24 protein-coding genes are annotated in these 22,235 nt (G+C 67.4%); 12 read left to right on the top strand and 12 right to left on the bottom strand.

Translation table 11 applies throughout. The features are described from left to right. Positions 1 to 35: 35 nt before the first annotated feature. From BUF17_RS16840 to BUF17_RS16800, 9 genes are all read right to left on the bottom strand, one after another. A complete protein-coding gene (locus BUF17_RS16840; RefSeq protein WP_073630848.1) occupies positions 36 to 809 on the bottom strand; it encodes an ABC transporter permease in 774 nt (257 codons plus the stop codon). Beyond that, complete coding sequence (locus BUF17_RS16835) at positions 806 to 1,612, bottom strand: ABC transporter ATP-binding protein (protein ID WP_084564815.1); 807 nt, start codon at positions 1,610 to 1,612, stop codon at positions 806 to 808. Before BUF17_RS16835 ends, BUF17_RS16840 begins: the two co-directional genes overlap by 4 nt. A gap of 78 nt (positions 1,613 to 1,690) precedes the next feature. Next, a complete protein-coding gene (gene fhmpcd1 / locus BUF17_RS16830; RefSeq protein ID WP_073630846.1) occupies positions 1,691 to 2,620 on the bottom strand; it encodes a 5-formyl-3-hydroxy-2-methylpyridine 4-carboxylate 5-dehydrogenase in 930 nt (309 codons plus the stop codon). After that, positions 2,617 to 4,245 (bottom strand): GMC family oxidoreductase, encoded by a 1,629-nt coding sequence (locus BUF17_RS16825; protein WP_073630844.1) that lies wholly within the window; start codon positions 4,243 to 4,245, stop codon positions 2,617 to 2,619. Before BUF17_RS16825 ends, fhmpcd1 begins: the two co-directional genes overlap by 4 nt. A 219-nt stretch (positions 4,246 to 4,464) precedes the next feature. Then, positions 4,465 to 5,187 (bottom strand): class II aldolase/adducin family protein, encoded by a 723-nt coding sequence (locus BUF17_RS16820; RefSeq protein WP_073630842.1) that lies wholly within the window; start codon positions 5,185 to 5,187, stop codon positions 4,465 to 4,467. Positions 5,188 to 5,248: 61 nt separating this feature from the next. Next, positions 5,249 to 5,707, bottom strand: a complete 459-nt coding sequence (locus BUF17_RS16815; protein ID WP_073630840.1) for a YbhB/YbcL family Raf kinase inhibitor-like protein — start codon at positions 5,705 to 5,707, stop codon at positions 5,249 to 5,251. Between the two features lie 68 nt (positions 5,708 to 5,775). Then, positions 5,776 to 6,366 carry an amino acid synthesis family protein gene (locus BUF17_RS16810; RefSeq protein ID WP_073630838.1) on the bottom strand — a complete coding sequence of 197 codons (591 nt, stop codon included), beginning with the start codon at positions 6,364 to 6,366 and terminating at the stop codon, positions 5,776 to 5,778. Between the two features lie 311 nt (positions 6,367 to 6,677). Next, a complete protein-coding gene (locus BUF17_RS16805) occupies positions 6,678 to 7,820 on the bottom strand; it encodes an FAD-dependent oxidoreductase (RefSeq protein ID WP_073630836.1) in 1,143 nt (380 codons plus the stop codon). Positions 7,821 to 7,994: 174 nt separating this feature from the next. Continuing rightward, positions 7,995 to 8,825, bottom strand: a complete 831-nt coding sequence (locus tag BUF17_RS16800; protein WP_073630834.1) for an alpha/beta fold hydrolase — start codon at positions 8,823 to 8,825, stop codon at positions 7,995 to 7,997. A 184-nt stretch (positions 8,826 to 9,009) separates the two neighbouring features. Between BUF17_RS16800 and BUF17_RS16795 the strand changes: the two genes are divergently transcribed. After that, positions 9,010 to 9,675 carry a GntR family transcriptional regulator gene (locus tag BUF17_RS16795; RefSeq protein ID WP_073630832.1) on the top strand — a complete coding sequence of 222 codons (666 nt, stop codon included), beginning with the start codon at positions 9,010 to 9,012 and terminating at the stop codon, positions 9,673 to 9,675. Positions 9,676 to 9,798: 123 nt separating this feature from the next. After that, entirely contained in the window at positions 9,799 to 11,655 is a 1,857-nt protein-coding gene (locus BUF17_RS16790; protein ID WP_084564813.1) for a phosphoenolpyruvate hydrolase family protein, read from the top strand. Here the strand turns inward: BUF17_RS16790 and BUF17_RS16785 are convergent. After that, positions 11,638 to 12,342, bottom strand: a complete 705-nt coding sequence (locus tag BUF17_RS16785) for a phosphoenolpyruvate hydrolase family protein (RefSeq protein WP_073630830.1) — start codon at positions 12,340 to 12,342, stop codon at positions 11,638 to 11,640. The two genes, BUF17_RS16790 and BUF17_RS16785, sit on opposite strands and share 18 nt — an antisense overlap. Before the next feature lie 253 nt (positions 12,343 to 12,595). Here BUF17_RS16785 and BUF17_RS16780 point away from each other — a divergent pair, with 253 nt between their 5' ends. The 10 genes from BUF17_RS16780 to vapC all read left to right on the top strand — a co-directional run bounded on the left by BUF17_RS16780 (position 12,596) and on the right by vapC (position 21,030). Then, the gene (locus BUF17_RS16780; protein WP_073630828.1) at positions 12,596 to 13,483 is read left to right on the top strand and encodes a branched-chain amino acid ABC transporter permease; all 888 of its coding nucleotides are present in this window, start codon (positions 12,596 to 12,598) and stop codon (positions 13,481 to 13,483) included. After that, positions 13,480 to 14,502 carry a branched-chain amino acid ABC transporter permease gene (locus BUF17_RS16775; RefSeq protein ID WP_073630826.1) on the top strand — a complete coding sequence of 341 codons (1,023 nt, stop codon included), beginning with the start codon at positions 13,480 to 13,482 and terminating at the stop codon, positions 14,500 to 14,502. Before BUF17_RS16780 ends, BUF17_RS16775 begins: the two co-directional genes overlap by 4 nt. Before the next feature lie 14 nt (positions 14,503 to 14,516). After that, positions 14,517 to 15,785: an ABC transporter substrate-binding protein gene (locus tag BUF17_RS16770; protein ID WP_073630824.1), complete on the top strand. Its 1,269-nt coding sequence runs from the start codon at positions 14,517 to 14,519 to the stop codon at positions 15,783 to 15,785. Positions 15,786 to 15,790: 5 nt separating this feature from the next. Then, a complete protein-coding gene (locus tag BUF17_RS16765; protein WP_073630822.1) occupies positions 15,791 to 16,567 on the top strand; it encodes an ABC transporter ATP-binding protein in 777 nt (258 codons plus the stop codon). After that, the gene (locus tag BUF17_RS16760; RefSeq protein WP_073630820.1) at positions 16,557 to 17,291 is read left to right on the top strand and encodes an ABC transporter ATP-binding protein; all 735 of its coding nucleotides are present in this window, start codon (positions 16,557 to 16,559) and stop codon (positions 17,289 to 17,291) included. The genes BUF17_RS16765 and BUF17_RS16760 overlap by 11 nt, the downstream gene beginning before the upstream one ends. Positions 17,292 to 17,325: 34 nt before the next feature. Then, the gene (locus tag BUF17_RS16755; RefSeq protein WP_073630818.1) at positions 17,326 to 18,525 is read left to right on the top strand and encodes a Tm-1-like ATP-binding domain-containing protein; all 1,200 of its coding nucleotides are present in this window, start codon (positions 17,326 to 17,328) and stop codon (positions 18,523 to 18,525) included. Between the two features lie 15 nt (positions 18,526 to 18,540). Further along, complete coding sequence (locus BUF17_RS16750) at positions 18,541 to 19,371, top strand: phosphoenolpyruvate hydrolase family protein (protein WP_073630816.1); 831 nt, start codon at positions 18,541 to 18,543, stop codon at positions 19,369 to 19,371. A gap of 31 nt (positions 19,372 to 19,402) precedes the next feature. Next, positions 19,403 to 20,323 carry an SRPBCC family protein gene (locus BUF17_RS16745; protein ID WP_073630814.1) on the top strand — a complete coding sequence of 307 codons (921 nt, stop codon included), beginning with the start codon at positions 19,403 to 19,405 and terminating at the stop codon, positions 20,321 to 20,323. Between the two features lie 75 nt (positions 20,324 to 20,398). After that, positions 20,399 to 20,632, top strand: a complete 234-nt coding sequence (vapB, locus tag BUF17_RS16740) for a type II toxin-antitoxin system VapB family antitoxin (protein ID WP_073630812.1) — start codon at positions 20,399 to 20,401, stop codon at positions 20,630 to 20,632. After that, positions 20,632 to 21,030: a type II toxin-antitoxin system tRNA(fMet)-specific endonuclease VapC gene (vapC, locus tag BUF17_RS16735; RefSeq protein ID WP_073630810.1), complete on the top strand. Its 399-nt coding sequence runs from the start codon at positions 20,632 to 20,634 to the stop codon at positions 21,028 to 21,030. The genes vapB and vapC overlap by 1 nt, the downstream gene beginning before the upstream one ends. Positions 21,031 to 21,061: 31 nt before the next feature. On the opposite strand, the gene BUF17_RS16730 is transcribed toward vapC, so the two are convergent. Continuing rightward, the gene (locus tag BUF17_RS16730; protein ID WP_244530926.1) at positions 21,062 to 21,784 is read right to left on the bottom strand and encodes an LrgB family protein; all 723 of its coding nucleotides are present in this window, start codon (positions 21,782 to 21,784) and stop codon (positions 21,062 to 21,064) included. Then, a complete protein-coding gene (locus BUF17_RS16725) occupies positions 21,759 to 22,208 on the bottom strand; it encodes a CidA/LrgA family protein (protein WP_073630808.1) in 450 nt (149 codons plus the stop codon). The genes BUF17_RS16730 and BUF17_RS16725 overlap by 26 nt, the downstream gene beginning before the upstream one ends. Positions 22,209 to 22,235 lie beyond the last annotated feature (27 nt).

Genomic DNA, 22,235 nt, shown 5'->3' with positions numbered 1-22,235 from the left:
GTTCTTTGTTGATGCTGTTCAGGCACGACTATCCGTCAGACGCCGCCGAGCGCGCGTCCGGCTCTCGGAACCCAGAAGATGAAACGGTATTCGAGGAACTCGATCAGGTAGTAGAACAGGATTCCGACAATGGAGACTTCGACCAGGGCGGCGAACACCAGAGGTGTCTCCAGCTGGGTGGAAGCAAACTGAATGACATAGCCAAGTCCGGCGGAGGCTCCGGCAAATTCCCCGACGATCGCGCCGATGACGCTGAGGGTGATCGCGACCTTGAGGCCGGCCATCAACCCGGGCAGGGAATTGGGAATCTGCACGCGAAGCAGGATCTGCGTCCGCGTCGCCCCGACGGAGCGAAACAGCGAGATGAGGTTCTCGTCCGTGGACTGAAGGCCGGCCAGCATGTTCAGCGCCACCGGGAAGAAGGCGATGACGACGATCAGCAGGATCTTCGGAAACAGCGTGAACCCGAACCAGAGAATGAAGAGCGGGGCCATGGCGATCTTCGGCACCGTCTGGAACAGCACCACGATCGGGTAGAGCGCCCGCCCGAACGCGGCGAAGCGGCTGATGACCAGGGCGAGGGCGACCCCGACCACGGCCGAAAGCAGAAAGCCGATGACGACTTCCGTCCCCGTGACAAGCGCCGCCTCGGCGAGCAGCTGCTGCTGGTTGATCAGAACTTCCAGCACCTGGAGCGGGCTCGGCAGGGCGTAGACGGGAATGTCGTACACCATGCAGCTGATCTGCCACACGATCAGGATGGCGAGCGACAGCAGCAGTGCGGGAATGGCTTGGGTGATCGTCTTCATGGGGCGACCGTCCTCGCATGACTGGCCTTGAGCAGGCGACGCAGATGGTTCGACGCCTCGATGAAGGCGGGATCGGTGAAGCTGTCGTCGGTGCGCGGATAGGGCACGCGGACATCGAGGCTTTCCAGGATCCGCGCCGGACCCGTCGCCATGACGTGGACCTCTTCGGAGAGGAACACCGCCTCATCGATGGAATGGGTGACGAGGACGATCGTCTTCCCGGTGCGCTGCCAGATCTCCAGAATGAACGCGCACATTTCCTCGCGCGTGATGGCGTCCAGCGCGCCGAACGGCTCGTCCATCAGCAGCACCTCGGGATCGAGCGCGAGGGCGCGGGCGATGGAAACTCGCTGGCGCATGCCGCCGGAAAGCTGGGTGGGATAGCGATCCATCGCGTGCCCCAGCCCGACCAGGCGCAGCATCTCTTCCGCCCTGTCGTTGATCTCGGCCCGGGTTCTGGCCTTGTCCGACAGCTCCATCAGCAGGCAGACATTCTGCCGGGCCGTCTTCCAGGGCATCAGGGTCGCCTCCTGAAAGACGAGGCCGACGCGCCGTTCGAGCACGGCCTGCTGCGGACGCAGGCCGGCCACGCTGACCGTGCCCTCGCTCGGCGTCAGCAGCCCCGAGAGGATCTTGAGCAAGGTGCTCTTGCCGCAGCCCGAAGGGCCGATCAGGCTGGCGAAGCCGCCCCGGCGGACCTTCAGGTTGACGCCGCTGAGGACGCGGACCCGGCTCTGCTTGCCGCCGAAATCGACCGAGACGTTCGAGACTGAAATATGCGCCGATGCGCCGGATTCACTCATGGCCTCGGCCCGCAATACCGTGTCTCTGTCCGGATTTCCGTCGTGCGCGTGGTGTGTCGTGCGCGTGGTGCCATGGCTCTAGTCCCGCCCTTCGAGGATGCGGCGGATGGCGACGAGCTTTTGCGCCCGGTCGCGCTGGAGCTGCGCGATGCCGTCGCGGGGATAAGAATAGACCCCCTGTCCGGACTTGATGCCGAGGGTGCCGGCTTCGATCTTGCGGCCGATCATCGGCGCGACGTCCTTCCGGTCGCACAAATCCTCGTTCAGGAACGTCGAGACGGAGTTGTAGATGTCGAGTCCGGCCATATCGAGCAGGGCCATGGGGCCCACGACGGCAAGCTTGTAGCCGATGCCCCAGGACACGCAGGTATCGACATCCTCGGGCTCGATGACGCCGCGCTCGACGAGATCGACAACCTCGCGGAGCAGGGCATACAGCACCCGGTTCTCGACGAAGCCCGGAACGTCCTTCTTCACGAGCACCGGCAGAAGCCCGAGCCCGCGGATGAAGTCGCGGATGACCGCGACCGTCGCCGGCGCCGTGGCTTCGCCGGCGATCACCTCGATCATCGGGATGATGTGCGGCGGATTGGACCAGTGCATGCCGACCATCCGGCCGGGATTGGAGATGTGGGCCTGCAGTTTGGTGATCGGAATCCCCGACGTGTCGGACGCGACGATCGTGTCGGCGGAGATGAGGCCGTCGATGGCGCGGTAGACCTCGGCCTTGATGGCGATGTTCTCCGGAACGTTCTCGATCACGAGATCGGCGCCGGATACCGCGTCGGCGAGATCGGTGGTCAGCCGCACGGAGCCGCCCCCCGCGGCGGGCCCCCCGATCGCGAGAGCGTCGAGCACCGAATCGGCGGCGGCCAGCATCGCCGGAGCCCGCGCGATCGCCTCGGCGGCGACGTCATAGGCCACGACGTCGATACCACCCCTCGCGAGCCTCGCGGCCATGCCGGGGCCCATCGTGCCTAGTCCGATGATGGCGATCCGTCTGATCATGACGCTGTCCCGTATGCGTTTGATGTTGCGATGAGATCCGCGGCCTTCTCGGCGATCATGATCACCGCTGCGTTGATGTTGCCGCAGACGAGGTCGGGCATGACCGAGGCGTCGACGACCCTCAGGCCGGCAAGGCCGCGCACGCGAAGCTCGGGATCGACCACCGAAGCCTCGTCCGCCCCCATCCGGCAGGTGCCGGCCGGGTGGTGAACGGTGATGGAGGTGCGGCGGATATGTTCGTCGATCTCGTCGTCGCTCTGGCATGTCGGGCCGGGGAAGAACTCGGCCTTGATGAACGGCTGCATCGCCGGCTGCATCGCCAGCTGCCGGGCCACCCGAAAGCCGGCCCGCAGCGACTGCCAGTCCTTCGGCGAGGCGAGAAAGTTCTGGTGGATCAGGGGTGCGGCCTGCGGATCGGCCGAGGCCAGCTTCACCGAGCCGCGGCTTTCCGGCTGCGTGGCCACCACACGCGTCGCAAAGCCGTCCTGGAAGGGCTGCTTGATCGGCGGCATGTAGGGCCACGCCGCAAGGGGGGCTGCGGTGAACAGAAGCTGCACGTCCGGCAGCGGCCTCTCGGGCCCGCTTTTGAGAAAGGCGACGACGCCGCCCGGAACGTCCGCCGAAAAGCCCTTGCCCGACAGGTAGGTCCGGGCGAAGTCGAGCCCGATCCGGTCGGCGCGCATCATGCGGTGGAACGGTCCCGGCTCCTTGCGCCGGTACATCAGGATGACAGAGACGTGGTCCTGCAGGTTCTTGCCGACGGCCGGCAGGTTCAGCGTGGTGCCGATGCCGTGGGCGGCGAGCTCCTCGTGCGCCCCGATCCCCGACAGCATCAGAAGCTGCGGCGTGTTAATGACGCCACCCGACAGCAGCACCTCGCGCCGCGCCAGCACCTTGCGGTCGCTGCCGCGATGGCGGAGCGCGATGCCCGTCGCGCGCGTGCCTTCGATCAGGACGCGGGTGGCCATGGCGTCCGTCAGCACCGTCAGGTTCGGGCGCTTCATGGCCGGGCGCAGGTAGGCGGACGCGGTTGAGCAGCGCCGGCCGTTCGAGATCGTCATCTGCAGGCGGCCGAAGCCTTCCTGCTCCGCGCCGTTATAGTCGCGGGTCTGGGGATATCCCGACTGCACGCTGGCCTCGGCGAAGGCCTCGATCAGGGGATCCTTGTAGCGGCAGAACTGCGTCCGCAGCGGTCCCGAACCCCCGCGATAGGCGTCGGCGCCGCCCTCCCAGGTCTCGGTCTTGCGGAAATAGGGGAGGACCTTGTCGTAGGACCAGTCGTCGAGACCCGCCGCCGCCCAGCGATCGTAGTCGCCGCGATTGCCGCGGACATAAGCCATCGCGTTGGTCGAGGACGAGCCGCCGACGACCTTGCCGCGCGCGCACTCGACCTTGCGGCCGCCGACATTGTCCTCCGGCTCGCAGAAATACATCCAGTCGTGGCGGCGCTCGGTCAGGATCTTGCCCCAGCCGAGGGGGATGTGGATCATCGGATCACGATCCCAGCCGCCAGCCTCCAGCAGCAGCACGGAGCATTTCGGATCCGCGCTCAACCGGTTCGCGAGAACGCAGCCGGCCGACCCAGCGCCTACAATGATGTAATCGTAGCTTTCCCGGTGCGGCATGGTGCGTTTCGCTGTCCTCTGCGTGGCGCTCTTCAGTTTCAGAGCCGATCGGCATCCACTTGCGGATGAAGCACCGCCGGCAGCCGCCGTCGGCTGCGGCCGGCGGTCGTGCCGGAGCCCGTTCAGATCGGCGCGAGACCTGAACGCGTGGGATATGCGCGACTTATTGAATCGGCAGCGATTTCTTCCGATCAGACAGACCGTCCGATCGGACGAGTTCTAGAGCAGGCCGGCCTGACGAAGACGCTGCGACCAGTGATCCCAGCCGCGGTCGATCTGGGCCCCGACGAGCTTGCCGGCCGTCTCGATCTCGCCCGGGGAGAGATATTTGATCGTGCCGATCTTGAGCCCCTCGGTCTGGGCCGCCGCGTTCTGTTCGAGATAGAAGGCGCGGAACACCACCTGCCGGATCGAGCTGCCGACATTGACGACGCCGTGACGGGCCATCAGCACGACGGGATACTGGCCGAGCGCCTCGGCGATCTCGCGGCACACATCCGGGCTGTTGCCGAAAAGATCGGTCGCGTCGCCGCGCGTCTCGCGGATCTCGTAGACAGGCACCGCATCGCCGAGAAAGGCGCCCATGTGCGACACCGGCCGGAGCGGCTGGTCCACGAAGCAGTACGGGATCACGGCCGGCGAGTGGCTGTGAAGCACGCTGTGGACGTCCGGCCGCGCCTTGTAGATCTCGCTGTGAATGAACCGCTCGAGATAGGAGGGCCGATTGTCGTCCGTCTCGCCATCGAGGTCGATGCGCTGGATATCGTTCTCGGTCACCAGGCTCGGGGCGATTTTCTGCGGCAGGAAGAAATAGTTCGGATCCTCGGGATCACGCACGCTGATGTGCCCGAACGTGTCCAATATTCCTTCGTTCAGAAGAATCTTCGTGCCGATGACCAGCTCTTTGAATGCCGTCTGGCGCGCAGGGCTCATCGCGTCCATCCTGGTGATCTCCTGTCAAAAAATCCGTCGACATCGCGCCCGCGGCTGCGGGCGTGGCAGCTCAGACGTTCTCGTAGAGGCCGACGATCCGGTTTTGCTCGATGATGTTTCCGGCATATTTCGCCAGAAACTCCTCTCGGGTCGGCGTCCCTTCCACCGCTGTGTCCAGGGCATAGACCCAGAAATAGTAGTGGTGGATGCCGTGACCGGCCGGCGGCTGGGGACCGTAATAGTGCATCGCACCGACGCCATTGGGGCCGACGCGGAATTTTTCCTGCGCCTGCGAGAGGTCAGTGGTCGCCGGATCGATGCCGTAGACGGTCCAGTGGGTAAAGCCGTTCGGCAGCGGGGCATCGGGGTCGTGGCAGATGACGGCGAGCTCGCGGGTACTCGCCGGAACGCCGGAGATGGCAAGACGGGGCAGCACGTTGCCCTTGTCACCGGCATGTTCGTCGCGCAGCCTGCCGAGGGGCTCGAAATCGGCGGACGAAATCTTGAGGTCTTTGATGTTCAAAGGCATGAGGAAGTCTTTCCGGTGGCACGCGTTCTGGAGTTGCTGACGTGTTGCCGACCTTGATCGTCGCTGCGTCAGACGGCGGCCTTGAGGTCGGCGACGGTCTTGCCGCCGACGCGCTGATGCACGCGGCCGCCCGAGGCGACGGCGACGCAGATCAGCAACTCGTCCGGGCGCGGGCCGTCCGGCACGTGGAACGTGACGGCGTCGTAGTGCGAGCGGATGTAGAGTTCATCCTTGTGGGCGAGCGGAATGTCGATCGGGGTTCCGGCGACCGCCACCTTGCTGACGGAGGAGATCCAGGCCTGTCCGCCGCCGACTTCCTCGCGAAGCGGATTGCCGAAGACGGTGGTGATGCACGCCACGACGTGCTCCTGCTCGCCGTCCGTGCCGGCGATACCGCCCTTGCCGTAGCTTTCGACCGGCCTGCCACCCAGCAGCGCGGTCGCCCGGGCACCCAGGGCGTGGCCGATCAGCGGGCTCGGATCGGTCAGTTCGGCGAGCCTGTCGACGAACTTGCCGGCGTAGGGATTGCGGATGATCAAGCCGACGGCGGCCTTGATGAGAGGCGCGCCCGGCTGTCCGCCGTCGTGCCGGATTTCCTGCACGGTGGCATACCAGCCCCTGACGTCGTAATGTCTCTCAACTTCAGACGTATAGTCCATTCTTCTCTCCCAAGGCGTGCGCCGACTGGGCGCGGCCGGGCATGTTGATGGTTGCGTTGCGTGGGGCCTTGGAGCGCTTTCCGATCTGATGGCAACATCAGATCGACAAGAAATCGCTCCAGATTCAAAAGCTTGAGCCTATCCTTGTCGTTCAGACCGGTTCGGTCTGAACGGGATAGGCTCCAGAGCGCCTTCCGATCTGACGGGATCGACAGATCGACAAGACATCGCTCCAGATTCAAAAGCTTGAGCCTATTCTTGCCGTTCAGACCGGTTCGGTCCGGAGGGGACAGGCTCAAGCGGACGGGCTCTCAGTTCTGCGGCCATGAAGGTATGCGGCGCAGCGGGTCGTAGCAGGCGGCTTCAAGCGCCTCCGGCGTGAACATGTTGCCCTTCGACAGGGAGCGATTGGCGGCGTACTGGCCGGAGATCGCCTGGCAGCGATCGGTGATCGGGCGAATACGCTTCTCCCAGGCATCGAGAGCATCCTCGACTGAGGAGGTCGCCTCGACATCCTGTGCGAGGCTCAGGGCGTTCACCATCGCGCACCCCGCGCCCTGACCGAGGGCCGGGCACATGGCGTGAGCGGCGTCGCCCAGCAACGCCACCTTGCCCCGCGTCCAGCTGTCGAGCTTGGTGGTCTCGTACTTGTCGTACCGCGCCGTCTGAAGCTTGGCCGCTTCGACGAGGCAGGGCTCGAGAAAGGGGAACATCTCGACCCAGACTTCGAGGTCGAGCGGCACGCGCGAGCCCCGCGGATCGGCGGCCGGCGCCATCAGGCCGAGATACAGCTCGTTCGCGTTGCACGGCGAATAAAGAATGCGCTGCACGCGGGGGCTGAAATTCCACATGTCGATGGTGTTGTCCCACTCGCCATCGCCGAGCTGCTGCTTCATCCGCGGAACGATGAGCCGGATGATGCCATCGGTGGAGATCCATCTGTCCTGCTGGAAGCCGATCGAGTCCCGGACCTTGGAGCCGACGCCGTCCGCGCCGACGATGAGGTCCGCCTCGAGCACCTCACCGGTGTGGAGCGTCAGCCGGCCTGCCGGATCGGCGGCAACCGCCTCGGAATCGACACGAAGCTCCACCCCGACGGCACGCGCGCGGTTGACCAGCGCGTTGTGAAGATGCTGGCGCGTCATGACGCGCCAGGGCAGGCCGTTGAAGGTTTCCCGCGAGACCGACTTGTTGTGCATCCAGGTCTCGTAGGTCGGCGGCGTGTGCGAACCCTTCAGCACGTCTTCCAGAGCGCCGACCCCTTCGAGCACGCGAAGGCCGTTGTGCCAGAGATAGATGCCGGCGCCGAACGCCCTGAGTTCGGGGCTCTTCTCGTGAAGCCGGACATCCCAGCCGTTCTGCCTGAGAGCGATCGCGGCCGTCAGACCGGCGAAGCCTCCACCTGCGATTTCGGCCCGACGGGTCCTGTGCGATGCTGCGCTCGGGTTGGCCATCTTTCGAGATCCTGCTGTCTATCGTGTCATGGGATCAATTACGAACGTCGCCAGCGGCGGACGCCGAAGTTCGACGGCGCCCGGCGACGCCGGACGTCTTGAAGGGTCAGGCTGCCAAGTCGGCTGCCTCCCGTACGCCGCCTCAGGCGCACGGAGGTCACAAATGCCGGCCGCTCAGGCGTCGACGAAATTGGCGATCGCCTTCAGCGTGATGTCCGGCGCGACCTCGTTCACGTAGTGGTCGGCACCCGGCACGACGACGATCGGAAGGTCGGGCCGAAGGCGGGCGGTCTTGGCGAGAGCCGCAGCCGACACCAGCGTGCTCACCTCGCCCCGGACGATCAGCACGGGCCTCTCGACGGCGCGATAGACGGACTCCAGTTCTTCCCGCAGTCCGGACGCGGTCTCGGCCATGGCAGCGGGCGCCGCGAGGGGGCGAAGCCCGCCGTCCACGGCCCGATAGCCGCTTTCGGCCCTGATCCTGATGGCGGCCGCGGGCAGGTTCGGATAGCGGCGGGCGAGATAGGTCTCGACGGCGGCACGGTCGGCGAACAGCTGATCGCCCCCGTTGACCCGCTGCTCCAGGGCGTCGAACACCTCTGTCTCGATATAGGGGGTGAAGTCGATCGCCACGACGGAGCGGACGAGGTGCGGATAGGCCGCCGCCGCCGTCACGGAATTGCGGGAGCCGAGCGAATGCCCGATCAGGATTGCCGGCCCCCGATCGAGCGCCTCGATCAGGCCGGCGATGTCGGCCGCGAAATCCCGGGCGCGGTAACCGGTCGCCGGCTTGTCGCTGAGACCATGGCCCCTCTGGTCGACGGAGACCGTTCTGAACCGCCGGGAGAGCACCGAAGTCAGCGGCGCGAACACCGCCGAATTCGATGTAATCCCATGAAGGAACACCATCAGAGGACCATCGCCGGCTTCCCTGACATTCAGGGTGATGCCGCCGATGTCGATGCGCCGCGAAACGGGCACATCGAGGGACGCTGCTGTTACCACATCCGTTATCCTGGCCGCCGTTTGTCTGGCTTCAGATCACCACACCTGCCAGCGACCGTCAACCGGATTGTCTGACAGTCTTGCAATCTTTAAGTCAGACGAAGATGGCGATGCCATCTATCCAAACGCGGCCGGCTCGCATAGGCTGTGGTCGAGTGCGCCTCCTGTTTGAGAGCTGGGATCGATGCCACCCGAGTTGAACCTGCAGATTTCGCCGCGAACGGTCCAGCAAGAGGCCGTGGGCAAGCTTCGGCTCGCGATCTTTTCCGGGCTGTTCCAACCGGGCACGCGGCTTGTCGAAAGCCAGTTGTGCGCGCAGCTCGGCATCAGCCGGCCCTCGCTGCGGGAGGCGCTGCGCAGCCTGGAGGCCGAACGCCTGATCGAGATAATCCCCAATCGCGGGCCGTCGATTCCCTCACTTTCATGGGATGAAGCGGTCGCGATCTACGAGGTGCGGGAACTGCTGGAGGTGGAGGCGGCCGGACGCTGCGCGGCCCGGATTCCGCCCGAGCAGCTGCAGGCGCTCGAACGCTCTCTCGCCGCGTTCGCGCAGGCAGCGTCGAGCAACGACAGCATGGCGCGGGTCACCACGGCCGCAGAATTCTACAGCATCATCCTGGCGAACTGCGGCAATCCCGTTCTCGAAGAGCTTCACCGGGGCCTGCTGGCGCGCATCAGCTTCTTCCGTGGGCGCTCCATGTCGCTCGAAGGCAGGGCGGAAGGCAGCCTCGCCGAGATGACGGAACTCTACAAGGCCATCGCCAACGGCGATGCGAAAGCCGCGCGCAAGGCGGCGCGGCAACATCTGACCAGAGCGAAGGCCGCCGCCCGCAAGTCGATGGATCTCTAGACGGCGCGGCGAACAGGAGGCGCGGAAAGCGCGCACCGGGCTTCCGGCCCGGCGCCCGCTGGCGCGATCTCCGTCGAATGCGTATCCTCCCGGCGATCCGCCTCTCGCGAACGGGTTGCCATCGTGCCAACGCTCTCATCCGGTCCCCTTCAGGTCGCCGCCCGCGGCGCCGCCGGTTGGCCGAAGGCGGGCGACGGAAAATCCGGCGGCAGACCCTTTCTCATCGGCGCGGCGATCGGCACGGGCATGATCGCCAAGGCGGCAGAGCGCGGCGGCGCCGACTTCCTGCTGGCGCTGAATGCCGGGCGGGTGCGCGTGATGGGCGCGCCTTCGATCGCCTGCATGCTGCCGATCCATGACGCCAACGAGGTGGTGACGGCCTTCGCCTGCGCCGAGATCCTCGGCAAGGTCTCCGTCCCCGTCGTGTTCGGCGCCTCCGCGTTCGATCCGCGCACCGATCTCGCCGACCTCGTGGGGCAGGTGAAGCGCGAGGGCTTCGCCGGCATGGCGAATTTCCCGACCGCCATCCATCTCGATCCGCTGCTGCAGGCCGGGCTCGCCCGCCTCGGCCTCGGCTTCGAGCGCGAGGTGGAGATGCTGCGGCTCGCGAAGCGGGCCGGGCTGATCGCCATCGGCTACGCCCGCACCGCCGAACAGGCCGAACTGATGGCCAATGCCGGCGTCGATATCGTCTGCCTCAATTTCGGCTGGAACATCGGCGGCCGCGACAGCCTGCCGAGCATGGTCAGCCTCGACGAGGCCGCGGCCGACGCCTCCGAGATCTTCCAGCGCGTGCGGCGGCGGCGGCCCGATGTGCTCTGCGTCGTCGAAGGCGGGCCGATCGACACGCCGGAAAACGCCGCGACGGTGTGCCAGGCCGGGCAGGCGGACGGCTATATCGGCGGGTCGACCATCGACCGCCTGCCGCTGGAGGCTGCCGTCTCCGGCGCCACCTCCGAATACAAATCCGTCAATGTGCTGAGCCGGCGGCTGGAGGCGATCCAGGATGCGGTGCTCGGTCAGGGGCGGCGATACGGACTGATCGGGCGCTCGCCGCCGCTGCGCGAGGTGGTGCAACTGATCGACCGGGTGGCGGCAACGGACATGACCGTCCTCGTTCAGGGGCCGAACGGTGTCGGCAAGGAACTGGTGGCGCAGGCGCTTCACGCGGGCAGCCGGCGGGCGGCAAGGGCGATGGTCGCGGTCAACTGCGCCGCCCTGCCGCGCGACCTCCTCGAGAGCGAGCTGTTCGGCTACGAGAAGGGCGCGTTCACCGGCGCGACGAAAACCCGGATCGGCCGGTTCGAGGAGGCCGACGGCGGCACGCTGTTCCTGGACGAGATCGGCGATCTCGAACCGCAGTTGCAGGCCAAGCTGCTGCGCGTGCTTGAAGCCGGCATGGTGGATCGGCTGGGTTCCAACCAGTCGCGGCGCATCAATGTCCGCATCATCTGCGCCACCAATCGCGACCTGACGCAGATGGTGGCGCGGGGCACCTTCCGCGAGGACCTCTATTACCGGCTCAACAAGATGGAGATCCGCGTGCCCTCGCTCGCCGAGCGCATCGAGGACATTCCCCTGCTCGTCGAGCACTTCCTCCAATCGGCGGTCCCGGCGGTGAACGAGAGCGTCGATTCGGTGGACGGCCCCGCGCTGCGGGCGTTGATGGCGCATTCCTGGCCGGGCAACATTCGCGAACTGAAGAACGTGCTCGAACGCGCGGCGATCCTGTGCGACGGCAACCGAATCGGGCTCGCCCAGCTCCCGCGCTTCGCAGAAGCGCTGCGCCCCGCTGAGGCGAAGGAATCGGAGGCCGCCGTGCACCCGGCCACGCAGCCCGCGACGGGCGCCCAGAGCGAGCGCGAATGGATTCTGGAGGCGCTGCGGCGCAACCGCTTCCGGCGAGGGGCGGCGGCGCAGGAACTCGGCCTCTCCCGCAAGACCCTCTACAACAAGATGCGGCTATACGGCCTCGGCTGACAGCGGCCGGGCGCCGGCGCGGGGCGGCGGCAGCGCCCAGTCGACGACGTCGTCGACCAGAGCACAGGCCGGCGCGATCCGCTCGCCGAAGCCGGGGTGACGATAGAGCGCGATCCGGGGCGCGCCGGGCATGGCCCTGATGCGGCCGACCGAGGCGAGCACGCCCTCCACCAGCCTGAGATCGAGCGCGGCTTCGCCGGTTGGTGAGCCGGGATGGAACAGCAGCGACCGGATCCCCGCCTCGGCCGCCCGCGCCGCCTGGTCGAAGGAGGCGACCGTCGCCATCACCTGAAGCCCCGCTTCCCTCGCCTCGCGCAGCGCGGCGAGTTCGGCACCGGGGTCGATGCCGGCGGCGTTGAGAACCTGACGGTAAGGACCGGGCGGAATGAGATTGGTGGTCGGCAGGTTGACGATCCCGCGCACGCCGGCGGCGGCCAGACGGGCGAACAGCCGGCGCCCGCCCAGAAACGGATCGCACAGGAACAGCCCGGCGATGAGCTTGCCCGCGCTCGCGTCGCCCTGTGGCGGCAGCGCGGCGAGCAGCCTCTCGTTCACGGACCCGATCGGCATCAGGCCGACGATATCCGCCTGTTCCGGCGAGAGGCCTGAGAGATAGGGCGCGAGCACCGCGAAATCGGCGGCTCTGGCGGCCGAAGATGCCGGCTCGGCGACGATCGCTCCCTGCATGATCCGGCATCCGTGTCAGATTGGGTAAAATCGGGGTCTTCACGCCTATAATACCCGTTTTTACCCGCTCCGCACGCCGGATTTCGCCTGAATCGGCAGCAATTGCCTGTCTCCTGAGCTGGCACGGCTCTTGCGATCCCTGATGCAAAGCGAGCGCCCGACTGAAGGGACGCGGCACATCAGGGAGAAAGCCCATGAATCGCGGGACGCGCGAAGCGCCCGGACGAGCCTCCGCGCCCGGCCGGAGGCGCCGATGATCGAGCTTGCAGCCAGCATCAACTGGCGCCTTTTCCTCACCGTGACCCTCAACGGGCTTACGCTCGCGGCGCTCTATTTCATCGTCGCCAGCGGCTTCAGCCTGATCTTCGGCCTGATGCGCGTCGTGAACATGGCGCACGGCTCGCTCTACCTGCTCGGCGGCTATGTCGGCTACGAGGTCTCGGTCGCGTCCGGCTCATGGGTTCTGGCGCTTATCGCCGGGGCGGGCGTCGCGGCGCTGACCGGCGCTCTGCTTCAGAAGGGCATCTTCGGCTGGATGCAGGGCCAGGACCTGCGCCAGACGCTGGCGGCGATCGGCGTCTCGATCGTGCTTGCCGACCTGATGCTGGCGCATTGGGGCGGCACCGCCTACCAGCTCGACCTGCCGGCGATCTTCCGCAGCTTCGTGCCGCTGCCGGTGGTGAACCGTTATCCGATGCCGCGCCTGATGCTGATCGGCCTCGCGGTGGTGATCGGCATCGGCCTGTGGGCGATGCTCACCCGCACGCGGCTCGGCCTGCTGATCCGCGCTGGCGTCGACGACCGGCGCATGCTGGATGCCCTCGGCGTCGACGTGCCCCGCGTCTTTCTCGGCGTGTTCGCCATCGGCGCCGGGCTTGCCGGTCTCGCCGGCGTCATCGGTGGCTCGGTGCTGTCGATCTCGCCGGGCGAGGATGCGCGCTATCTGCTGTCGTCGCTGATCGTCGTCATCGTCGGCGGCATGGGCTCGCTGTCGGGCGCCGCCATCGGCGCGCTGCTGGTGGCGCTCGCCGAAACCTACGGCCTCGCCTACACGCCCACCTACGGCGTGGTCTACACTTTCGTCATCATGGTCGCGGTGCTCGCCGTGCGGCCGCAGGGCCTGATGGGGAGGCCCACATGACGGCCCGCTCCGCACTCCGTGCCCTCGTGCTGCTGGCGCTCGTCGCCGTCCCGTTCGTCGCCAACGATTTCTGGGTGCAGCAGATCGGCGGCCGCACGCTCGGGCTCGGCACCGTCGCGCTCAGCCTCGTCTTCCTCGCGGCCTATGGCGGCATGCTCTCGCTCGGCCAGATGGCGCTGGCCGGCGTCGCCGGCTACGCCGTCGCCTATTTCACGGCGCCGGTGGCGGGCGTCGGCCTGCTCCTGCCCATGCCGGCCGCCGTCGTCATCGCACTCGTCCTCGCGACCTGCGCCGGTCTCCTCGTGGGGCTCATCGCGGTACGCACCAGCGGCATCTACACGCTGATGCTGACGCTCGCGATCGCGATGGGCTTCTACTACCTCACCCTGCAGAACTACGCGCTGTTCAACGGCTTCACCGGCTTCACCCAGGTCGCGGCCCCCGTCGTCGGTGGCGAGTCCTTCGCGGCGCCGCGCGCCTTCTACTGGCTCTGCCTCGGCGGTGCCGCCGCCTGCTACGCGCTCGTCACCTATCTCGCCACCACGCCGTTCGGCCTCGCCATGCAGGCGGCCCGCGACAATCCCCGCCGCCTGTCCGCGCTCGGCTATCACGTCGCCAGCCTTCGCGTCGCGGCGTTCGGGGTGTCCGGGCTGATCGCGGGCATCGGCGGGCTACTCGGCCTGTGGCTGAACGGCTCGATCTCGCCCGGCTCCATCGCGCTGGTGCCAACGATCGACGTCCTGATGGCGGCGGTCCTCGGCGGGCTCGGCCACCCCATCGGTGCCTATGTCGGCGCGCTGCTCTTCGTCGTCGTGGAGAACTTCGCGATCGATTTCATCGACCGCGAGCGCTTCAACACCCTGATCGGACTGATCTTTCTCGGCGTCGTGCTGTTTTCGCCCGACGGCGTGACCGGTCTTGTCCGCCGCGTGCGCGCGCTGGCCGCGCCGATATCCCGAAAGACCGGCCCGGCGGCCGACGCCGTCGCCGGGCCTGATGCCGCCAACGATAAAACCTGAAACGGAGGAACACGATGCCCATCCAGATCACCCGCCGCCTCGCCCTCGTGGGCGGCCTCGCCGGCGCGCTCGCCGCCACCGCGCTCACGTCGGTCCCGGCGCTCGCCGAAGACACCATCCGCATCGGCGGCCTGACGACGCTGGAAGGCCCGTTCGCCGAGCCGGGCAAGGACTCCTTCCGCGGCATGGAACTCGCCCTTTCCGAGGTCGGCTACAAGGTGGCCGGCAAGAAGATCGAGTTCATCAAGGCCTCCTCCGACGGTAATCCGGACGTCGCGCTGCAGTCGGTGCGCCGCCTCGTCGAGCAGGACAAGGTCGAGATCGTGGTCGGCCCGCTGTCGGGCAGCGAGGGCATTCGCCTGCGCGACTACGCCAAGACCGTGCCGAACATCACCTTCTTCAACGGTTCGTCGGCCGCGATCGAGACCACACTGGTCGATCCGGCGCCGAACTTCTACCGCTTCAACACCGAGGGCGCTCAGTGGACCGCCGCGCTCGGCACCTACATGAAGAAGGAGAAGGGCTGGAACAACGTCGTCGTCGTCTCCGAGGACTACTCCTTCCCCTATGCCCAGATCTTCGGCTTCATGGGCACCTATTGCAGCGCCGGTGGAAAGGTGCCGAACAAGTACTTCGTGCCGCTCGGCACCAAGGATTTCTCCTCGGTGATCGCCCAGCTTCCTGCCAAGGGCGAAGTCGACGGCATGTTCGTGGTGCTCGGCGGTGCCGACGCCGTGAACTTCCTCACCCAGTACGCGCAGTCCGGCGGCGAACTGCCGATGATCGGCGGCTCCATTACCGTCGACCAGACCGTACTCGCCGCCAAGGGTCCGGCCCGCGCCATGCTGCCGGGCGTGCTTTCCTCCGGCCCGATCTCCGACAACGATCCGAGCCCGGCCTGGAAGGACTTCGTCGCCGCCTACCGCAAGAAGTTCCCGGACGGGCTGCCGTCGCCTTCGCTGTTCGCGTTCAACTACTATGTCAGCACCAAGGCGGCGCTGCTCGGCCTTGAGAAGGTCAACGGCGATCTGTCCGACGGCGCGGCCGCCTACCGCAAGGCGCTGGACACGCTGAGTTTCGAGACGCCCACCGGCCCGGTCTCGATCAACAAGAACCGTCAGGCGAGCGCGACGATCTTCATCAACGAGATCGTCGAGAAGGACGGCGTGCTGACCACGAGCCCGGTCAAGAGCGTGCCGGACGTGAACCAATATCTCGGTCTGTCGGAGGCGGCCTACGCCAAGCTCGGCAGCCCCTCGCGCGACAATCCCTCCTGCCCGTGAGCCCGATGAACGCAGTTCCTCACACGGCTACGGCCACCCCCCACGCCCTCTCCATCGAGGGCGTGGGACGCCGCTTCGGCGCACTGCAGGCCGTGCGCGACGTCACCATCACCGTCGCGGCGGGCGAGCGGCGGGCGATCCTCGGGGCGAACGGCGCGGGCAAGACCACGCTGTTCAACCTCGTGATCGGCGACCTCCCGCCCTCCGAGGGCCGGATCGTGATGTTCGGCCGCGACGTCACCGGCCTCTCGGTGGAACGGCGGGTGCGGGCGGGTCTGCGCCGCACCTATCAGACCTCGCTGATGTTCGTCGGCCTCACCGTGCGCCAGAGCCTGTTCCTCGCGGTGCGCGGGGTCGCGGGCGGACGGATGTCGGTGGCACGCCCGGCAAGCCGTAGTGCCCATATGGACGAGGCCGAAGCGCTCGCCGCGCGTCTCGGCCTCACGCCGGTGCTCGGCGCACTCTGCGCGACGCTGTCCCACGGCGAGCGCCGGCAGCTTGAACTCGCCATGGCGCTCGCAGGCGAGCCGAGGCTTCTGCTGCTCGACGAGCCGGCGGCCGGCCTTTCGCCGCGCGAGCGGGAGATGCTGCTGAAGCTGCTCCTCGAACTGCCGCGCTCCATCACGCTGGTGATGATCGAGCACGACATGGACATCGCGCTGCGGGCTGTCGACCAGGTCAGCGTGATGCACAACGGGCGGCTGGTCGCCGGGGGCACGCCGCGGGAGATCGAGGCCGATCAGACCGTGCACGACATCTACATGGGCAAACATGTCTCCTGATCCCGCCGTTCCCCTTCTCGACGTCGCCGGTCTCGACGTCTATCTCGGCGCCAGCCATGTGCTGCAGGGCGTATCGCTGCGCCTGCCGAGCGGGCCGCTTTCCATCATCGGGCGCAACGGCATGGGCAAGACCACGCTGTGCCAGGCGATCATGGGGCTCACGCCGGCGCGCGCCGGGCGCATCGCGCTCTCGGGGCGCGACCTCGCCGGCCAGCGACCGGTCCGGATCGCACGCGCCGGCATCGGCTATGTGCCGCAGGGACGCCGCGTGTTCCCGTCGCTGTCGGTGCACGAACATCTCGTGCTGACCGCACCGCGCGGCCACGCGGCGGCGGGCGCGCGGTGGACCATCGAGCGGGTCTACGACACCTTCCCGCGCCTCGCCGAGCGGCGCGGCAACGGCGGCGCCCAGCTTTCGGGCGGCGAGCAGCAGATGCTGGCGATCGCCCGTGCCCTGCTGCTGAACCCCGTGCTTCTGGTGATGGACGAGCCGACCGAGGGCCTTGCGCCGGTCATCGTCGACCACGTCGTCGAGCTGCTGCACACGATCAACCGCGAGGGCGTCGGCCTGCTCCTCGTCGAACAGAACTTCTCGGTCGCCGTCAGCGTTGCGGAACGGGTGCTGGTGATGGTCAACGGCCGCATCGCGCTCGAAACCGGCGCCGATGAGATCGCCCGCAACGAAGACATGCAGCGCCGCTATCTCGGCGTGAGCGCTCACTGATGGCCGACATAAGAAACACAGTCGGGAGAACGCCATGAAACGGGTCTATGTCGCGGGAACATGCGACACGAAGGGCGAGGAACTCGCCTATGTGAAGGCGATGATCGTGGCCGAGGGCATCCCGGCCGTGCTGGTCGACCTTTCGACACATGATGCCGCCGAAGGCGTCGACATTCCGGCGTCCGAAGTGGCGAGCTGGCATCCGGAAGGGCCGGGCGCGGTCTTCACCGGCGATCGCGGCCGGTCGGTGAGCGCGATGGCGCTGGCGTTCGAGCGGTTCCTGACCGCTAAGGACGATATTGCCGGCGTCATCGGGCTCGGGGGGTCGGGCGGCACCGCGCTGGTCGCCCCCGCCATGCGCGCACTGCCCATCGGCCTGCCGAAGCTCATCGTCTCCACCGTCGCCTCCGGCAACGTCGCGCCCTATGTCGGGCCGAGCGATATCGCCATGGTTTATTCGGTGACGGATCTTGCCGGGCTCAACCGCATCTCGCGCACCATCCTCGCCAATGCTGCCCATGCCGTCGCCGGGATGGCGCGCACCGAACCGCCGCGGGCCACCGACAGCCGGCCGGCGGTCGGGCTTTCGATGTTCGGCGTCACCACGGCGTGCGTGAACCAGGTGTCAGCGCGGCTCGGGGAAAAGATCGATGCCCTCGTGTTCCACGCCACCGGCACCGGCGGCCAGTCGATGGAGAAGCTCGCCGATTCCGGCCTGCTTGCAGGCCTGATCGACGTGACCACGACGGAGGTGTGCGATTTCCTGATGGGCGGCGTGTTCCCCTGCACGCCCGACCGGTTCGGCGCGGTGGCGCGGACCCGGCTGCCCTATGTCGGCTCCTGCGGCGCGCTCGACATGGTGAATTTCGGCGCGCGCGATACCGTGCCCGCCGCCTATGCCGACCGGCTGTTCTACATCCACAACCCGCAGGTGACGCTGATGCGCACCACGCCGGCGGAGAACGCCGCCATGGGCCGCTGGATCGGCGAGCGGCTGAACGCCTGCGAGGGCGAAGTGCGCTTCCTCATCCCCGAAGGCGGCGTTTCCGCCATTGATGCACCCGGCGCACCGTTCCACGACCCCGAGGCCGACGCCGCCCTGTTCGCGGCGCTGGAGGAAACCGTCCGGCCGACGGCGCAGCGCCGCCTGATCCGCCTTCCCCACCACATCAACGACCCGGAATTCGCCGACGCGCTCGTCGCCCATTTCCGCGACGTCGCACCCGGCCTCTGAGCCCTGGAGTCTGACATGGCACGCATCGAACGCTCGACCCTCCTCGCCAAGTTCCGGGACATGATGCAGCGGGGCCAGCCGATCATCGGCGGCGGCGCCGGCACCGGCCTTTCGGCCAAATGCGAGGAAGCCGGCGGCATCGACCTGATCGTGATCTACAATTCCGGCCGCTACCGCATGGCCGGGCGCGGCTCGCTCGCCGGCGTGCTGGCCTACGGCAATGCCAACGACATCGTGCTCGACATGGCGAAGGAGGTGCTGCCGGTCGTGAAGCACACCCCGGTGATCGCCGGCGTCAATGGCACCGACCCGTTCTGCCCGTTCGACTATTTCCTCGACCAGATCAAGGCGATCGGCTTTTCCGGCATCCAGAACTTCCCGACCGTCGGGCTGATCGACGGCATGTTCCGCGCAAACCTCGAGGAGACCGGCATGAGCTACGGGCTCGAGGTCGATCTCGTTCGCCTCGCCAACGCAAAGGACATGCTCACCACGCCCTATGTCTTCAACGACGACGAGGCGCGGGCGATGACCGGGGCCGGTGCCGATATCATCGTCGCGCACATGGGCCTCACCACCGGCGGGGCCATCGGCGCCGAGACCGCCTTGACGCTCGACGACTGCGTCACGCGGATCGATTCCATCGCGACCGCGGCGCGGTCGGTGCGCAAGGATGTCATCGTGCTCTGCCACGGCGGGCCGATCGCGGAGCCGGACGATGCCGCCTACATCCTCGCCCGCTGCGAGGGGATTCACGGCTTCTACGGCGCCAGCAGCATGGAGCGCCTGCCGACCGAACAGGCGATGACCGAGCAGACCCGCCGCTTCAAGGCCATCTCGCGCTGAGCGCGGGCGGCCGACCAGGGAGGAAAACACAATGGCCAAAGCCTTTGCGAGCCGCATCATCGCCGCGCCGGTCGAAACGGTCTGGGCGCTCGTGCGCGATTTCGACGGCATGCCCGGATGGAATCCCGGGATCGTCGACAGCGTGATCGAGGACGGGCTCGATGCCGACGTGGTCGGCTGCGTGCGCTCGTTCCACCTCGGCGACGGCACGCTGGTGCGGGAGCGGCTGCTCGAACTCGACGACAGCCGCTACCGCTTCGCCTACAATTTCGAGACGCCCGCCTTCCCGGTGGCGAATTACGAGGCGCGGTTCACACTGCTGCCGCTGACGACAGGCGATGAAACGCTGGCGATCTGGGAGGCGACCTTCGACGAAGCGCCGGAGGATGCCGGCAAATATGCCGATATCGTCACCAACGCCGTGTTCGCGGGCGGCCTCGCCGCGATCGCGGCGAAACTGGGAGAGAGGGCGCCGTCGGCTCCGGCCGGACCGCGCTGGCAGGGGCTGCGGCCGGCCAAGGTCTATTGCGCTTCCCGGCTGAACGCGCCGCTCGACGTGGCATGGGCGGCCGTCCGCGACTTCGCCGGCATGGCCGAGTGGCATCCCGATATCCGCGCGATGACCATGCTGGACGGGGCGCGCTGTGACAAGGTGGGCGGGGTTCGCGACTTCCTGTTCGGGGAGGGGCGGCTGCACGAGCAGCTCACCTGGCTCTCGGATCGCGACACCGCGTTCCGCTACAAGATCAACATGAGCCCGATGCCGTGGCTGAACTATCACGCCGGGCTGCGGCTCTATCCCGTCACGGCGGACGGCACCACGTTCGCGGTGTGGACGGCGGACTGGGTCGCCTCGCCCGAGGACGACGTGACGCTGATCCCGACCGTGCATCACGACGTGTTCCAGAAGGCCTTCGACACGCTGAACGCCCGGTTCGCGGGTATGGCGTAGCCGGCATCCTTGCATCTTCCCGGCTCCGGGAGTACGTATATCCCAGTTGAATATCACAGTCGCGGAGCAGGGACGATGACCAGTTCGACCGTGTTCACCAGCAACCGCAGTCAAGCGGTCCGCCTGCCGAAGGCCGTGGCCTTCCCTGAGGACGTGCATCAGGTCGATATCCTCAAGATCGGCCGCAGCCGGGTAATCGTGCCCCAGGGCAGGCGGTGGGACGATCTCTTCCTCAACGGGCCGCGCGTCAGCGACGATTTCATGGCCGAGCGCGAGCAGCCCGCGGCGGAGGACCGCGAGTCGTTCTGATGCTGACCTACATGCTCGACACCAACATCTGCATCTACGTGATGAAGACCTATCCGCCGGCCGTGCGCGAGAAGTTCAACGCGCTGGCGGAACAGCTCTGCATCTCCAGCATCACGCTGGGCGAACTCCACTATGGCGCAGAGAAATCGGCGCGGCGGGTGGAGAACCTGAACGCGATCGCGCATTTCGTGGCGCGGCTGGAGGTGCTTCCGTTCGCCGGCAAGGCGGCCGCGCATTACGGGCAGGTGCGCGCGGAACTGGAGCGGGCCGGAACGCCCTGCGGCCCCCACGACATGCAGATCGGCGGCCATGCCCGCAGTGAAGGACTGATCGTCGTCACCAACAACATGCGGGAATTCGCGCGGATGCCGGGCGTGAGGGCCGAGAACTGGCTTTGAAGGCGATTCCGCGCCTTCGGGCAGCGTCGCTTCAGCGCAGCAGCCCCGCCAGCACGGGGGCGGCGAGCACGTTCATCAGCCCGACCAGCACCATGACGAGGCCGGCGACGGCGCCCTCCGTCGGGCCGATCTCGTGGGCCTTGGCCGTTCCGGCCGCGTGAGCGGCGACACCGAACAACGCGCCCCGCGCCAGCGACGAGCGCAGGTGAAGGCGCGCCAGCATCGTCTCGCCCATCACCGCGCCGGCGATGCCCGTCGCCACGACGAACACCGCGGTGAGATCGGGGATACCGCCGATATCGCCCGAGACCGTCATCGCGAACGGCGTCGAGATCGAGCGCGGCAGCAGGCTCAGGCGCAGCGCTCCGTCCAGCCCGACGAGGGTGGCGAGCGCCCAGCTCGACAGCATCGCCGTGGCGCTTCCCGCCACCATCCCCGCCAGCAGCACCGGCCAGTGGCGGCGGATCAGCGCGCGCTGCTCGTAGATCGGGACCGCGAAGGCGACCGTCGCCGGTCCGAGCAGCATCACCAGCCACCCTGTGCCCTGGATATAGTCGCGGTAGCGCACATGCAGCGCCGTTACCAGCGCGATAAGGAGGGCCGGCGCGAGCGCAAGCGGCATCAGCCACCAGCGCGGCCAGCGGCTGTGCAGGCGGCTCGCGGCGAGATAGAGCCCGATGGTCGCCGCCGACCAGAACAACGCGTGCCCGACAGCGGCGACGGGAAACTCAATGCCCGGAAACGACGGCATCATGGCCGGTCTCCTCCTTGCGGACAACGCCGCGGCAGCAGAGGTCGACGGTCAGCGCGGTCGTGGCCATGACGGCTGCGGTGCCGATGGCGATGACGGCGACGATCTTGAGCCCGACGAGGCCGAACAGCTCGTGATGGTCGATCACGGCGAGAACGGCCGGGACGAAGAACAGCAGCATCCGCGCCAGGAACCAGTCCGCGCCGCGCCGCACGCTGAACAGGCTGAGCCGTCCGCTCGCGAGAAGGGCGAAGGCGAGCGCCAGCCCGACGATGCTGCCCGGCAGCGGAAGCCCCGTCAGCGCGACGACGAGATCCCCGGCGAGCCAGAACATCACCAGGAGGCCGATCTGCGCGAGGCGGCTGCGATGGATCGCACGGCGCAGCCGAACGCCGACGACGCGCACGGGAGATGCGCGGCGCGGCATGAGACCGCGACGGACAGGGGACAGAGC

The sequence above is a fragment of the Pseudoxanthobacter soli DSM 19599 genome, assembly GCF_900148505.1.
Lineage (GTDB): Bacteria > Pseudomonadota > Alphaproteobacteria > Rhizobiales > Segnochrobactraceae > Pseudoxanthobacter > Pseudoxanthobacter soli.
This window is presented reverse-complemented; position numbering and strand designations above follow the sequence as displayed.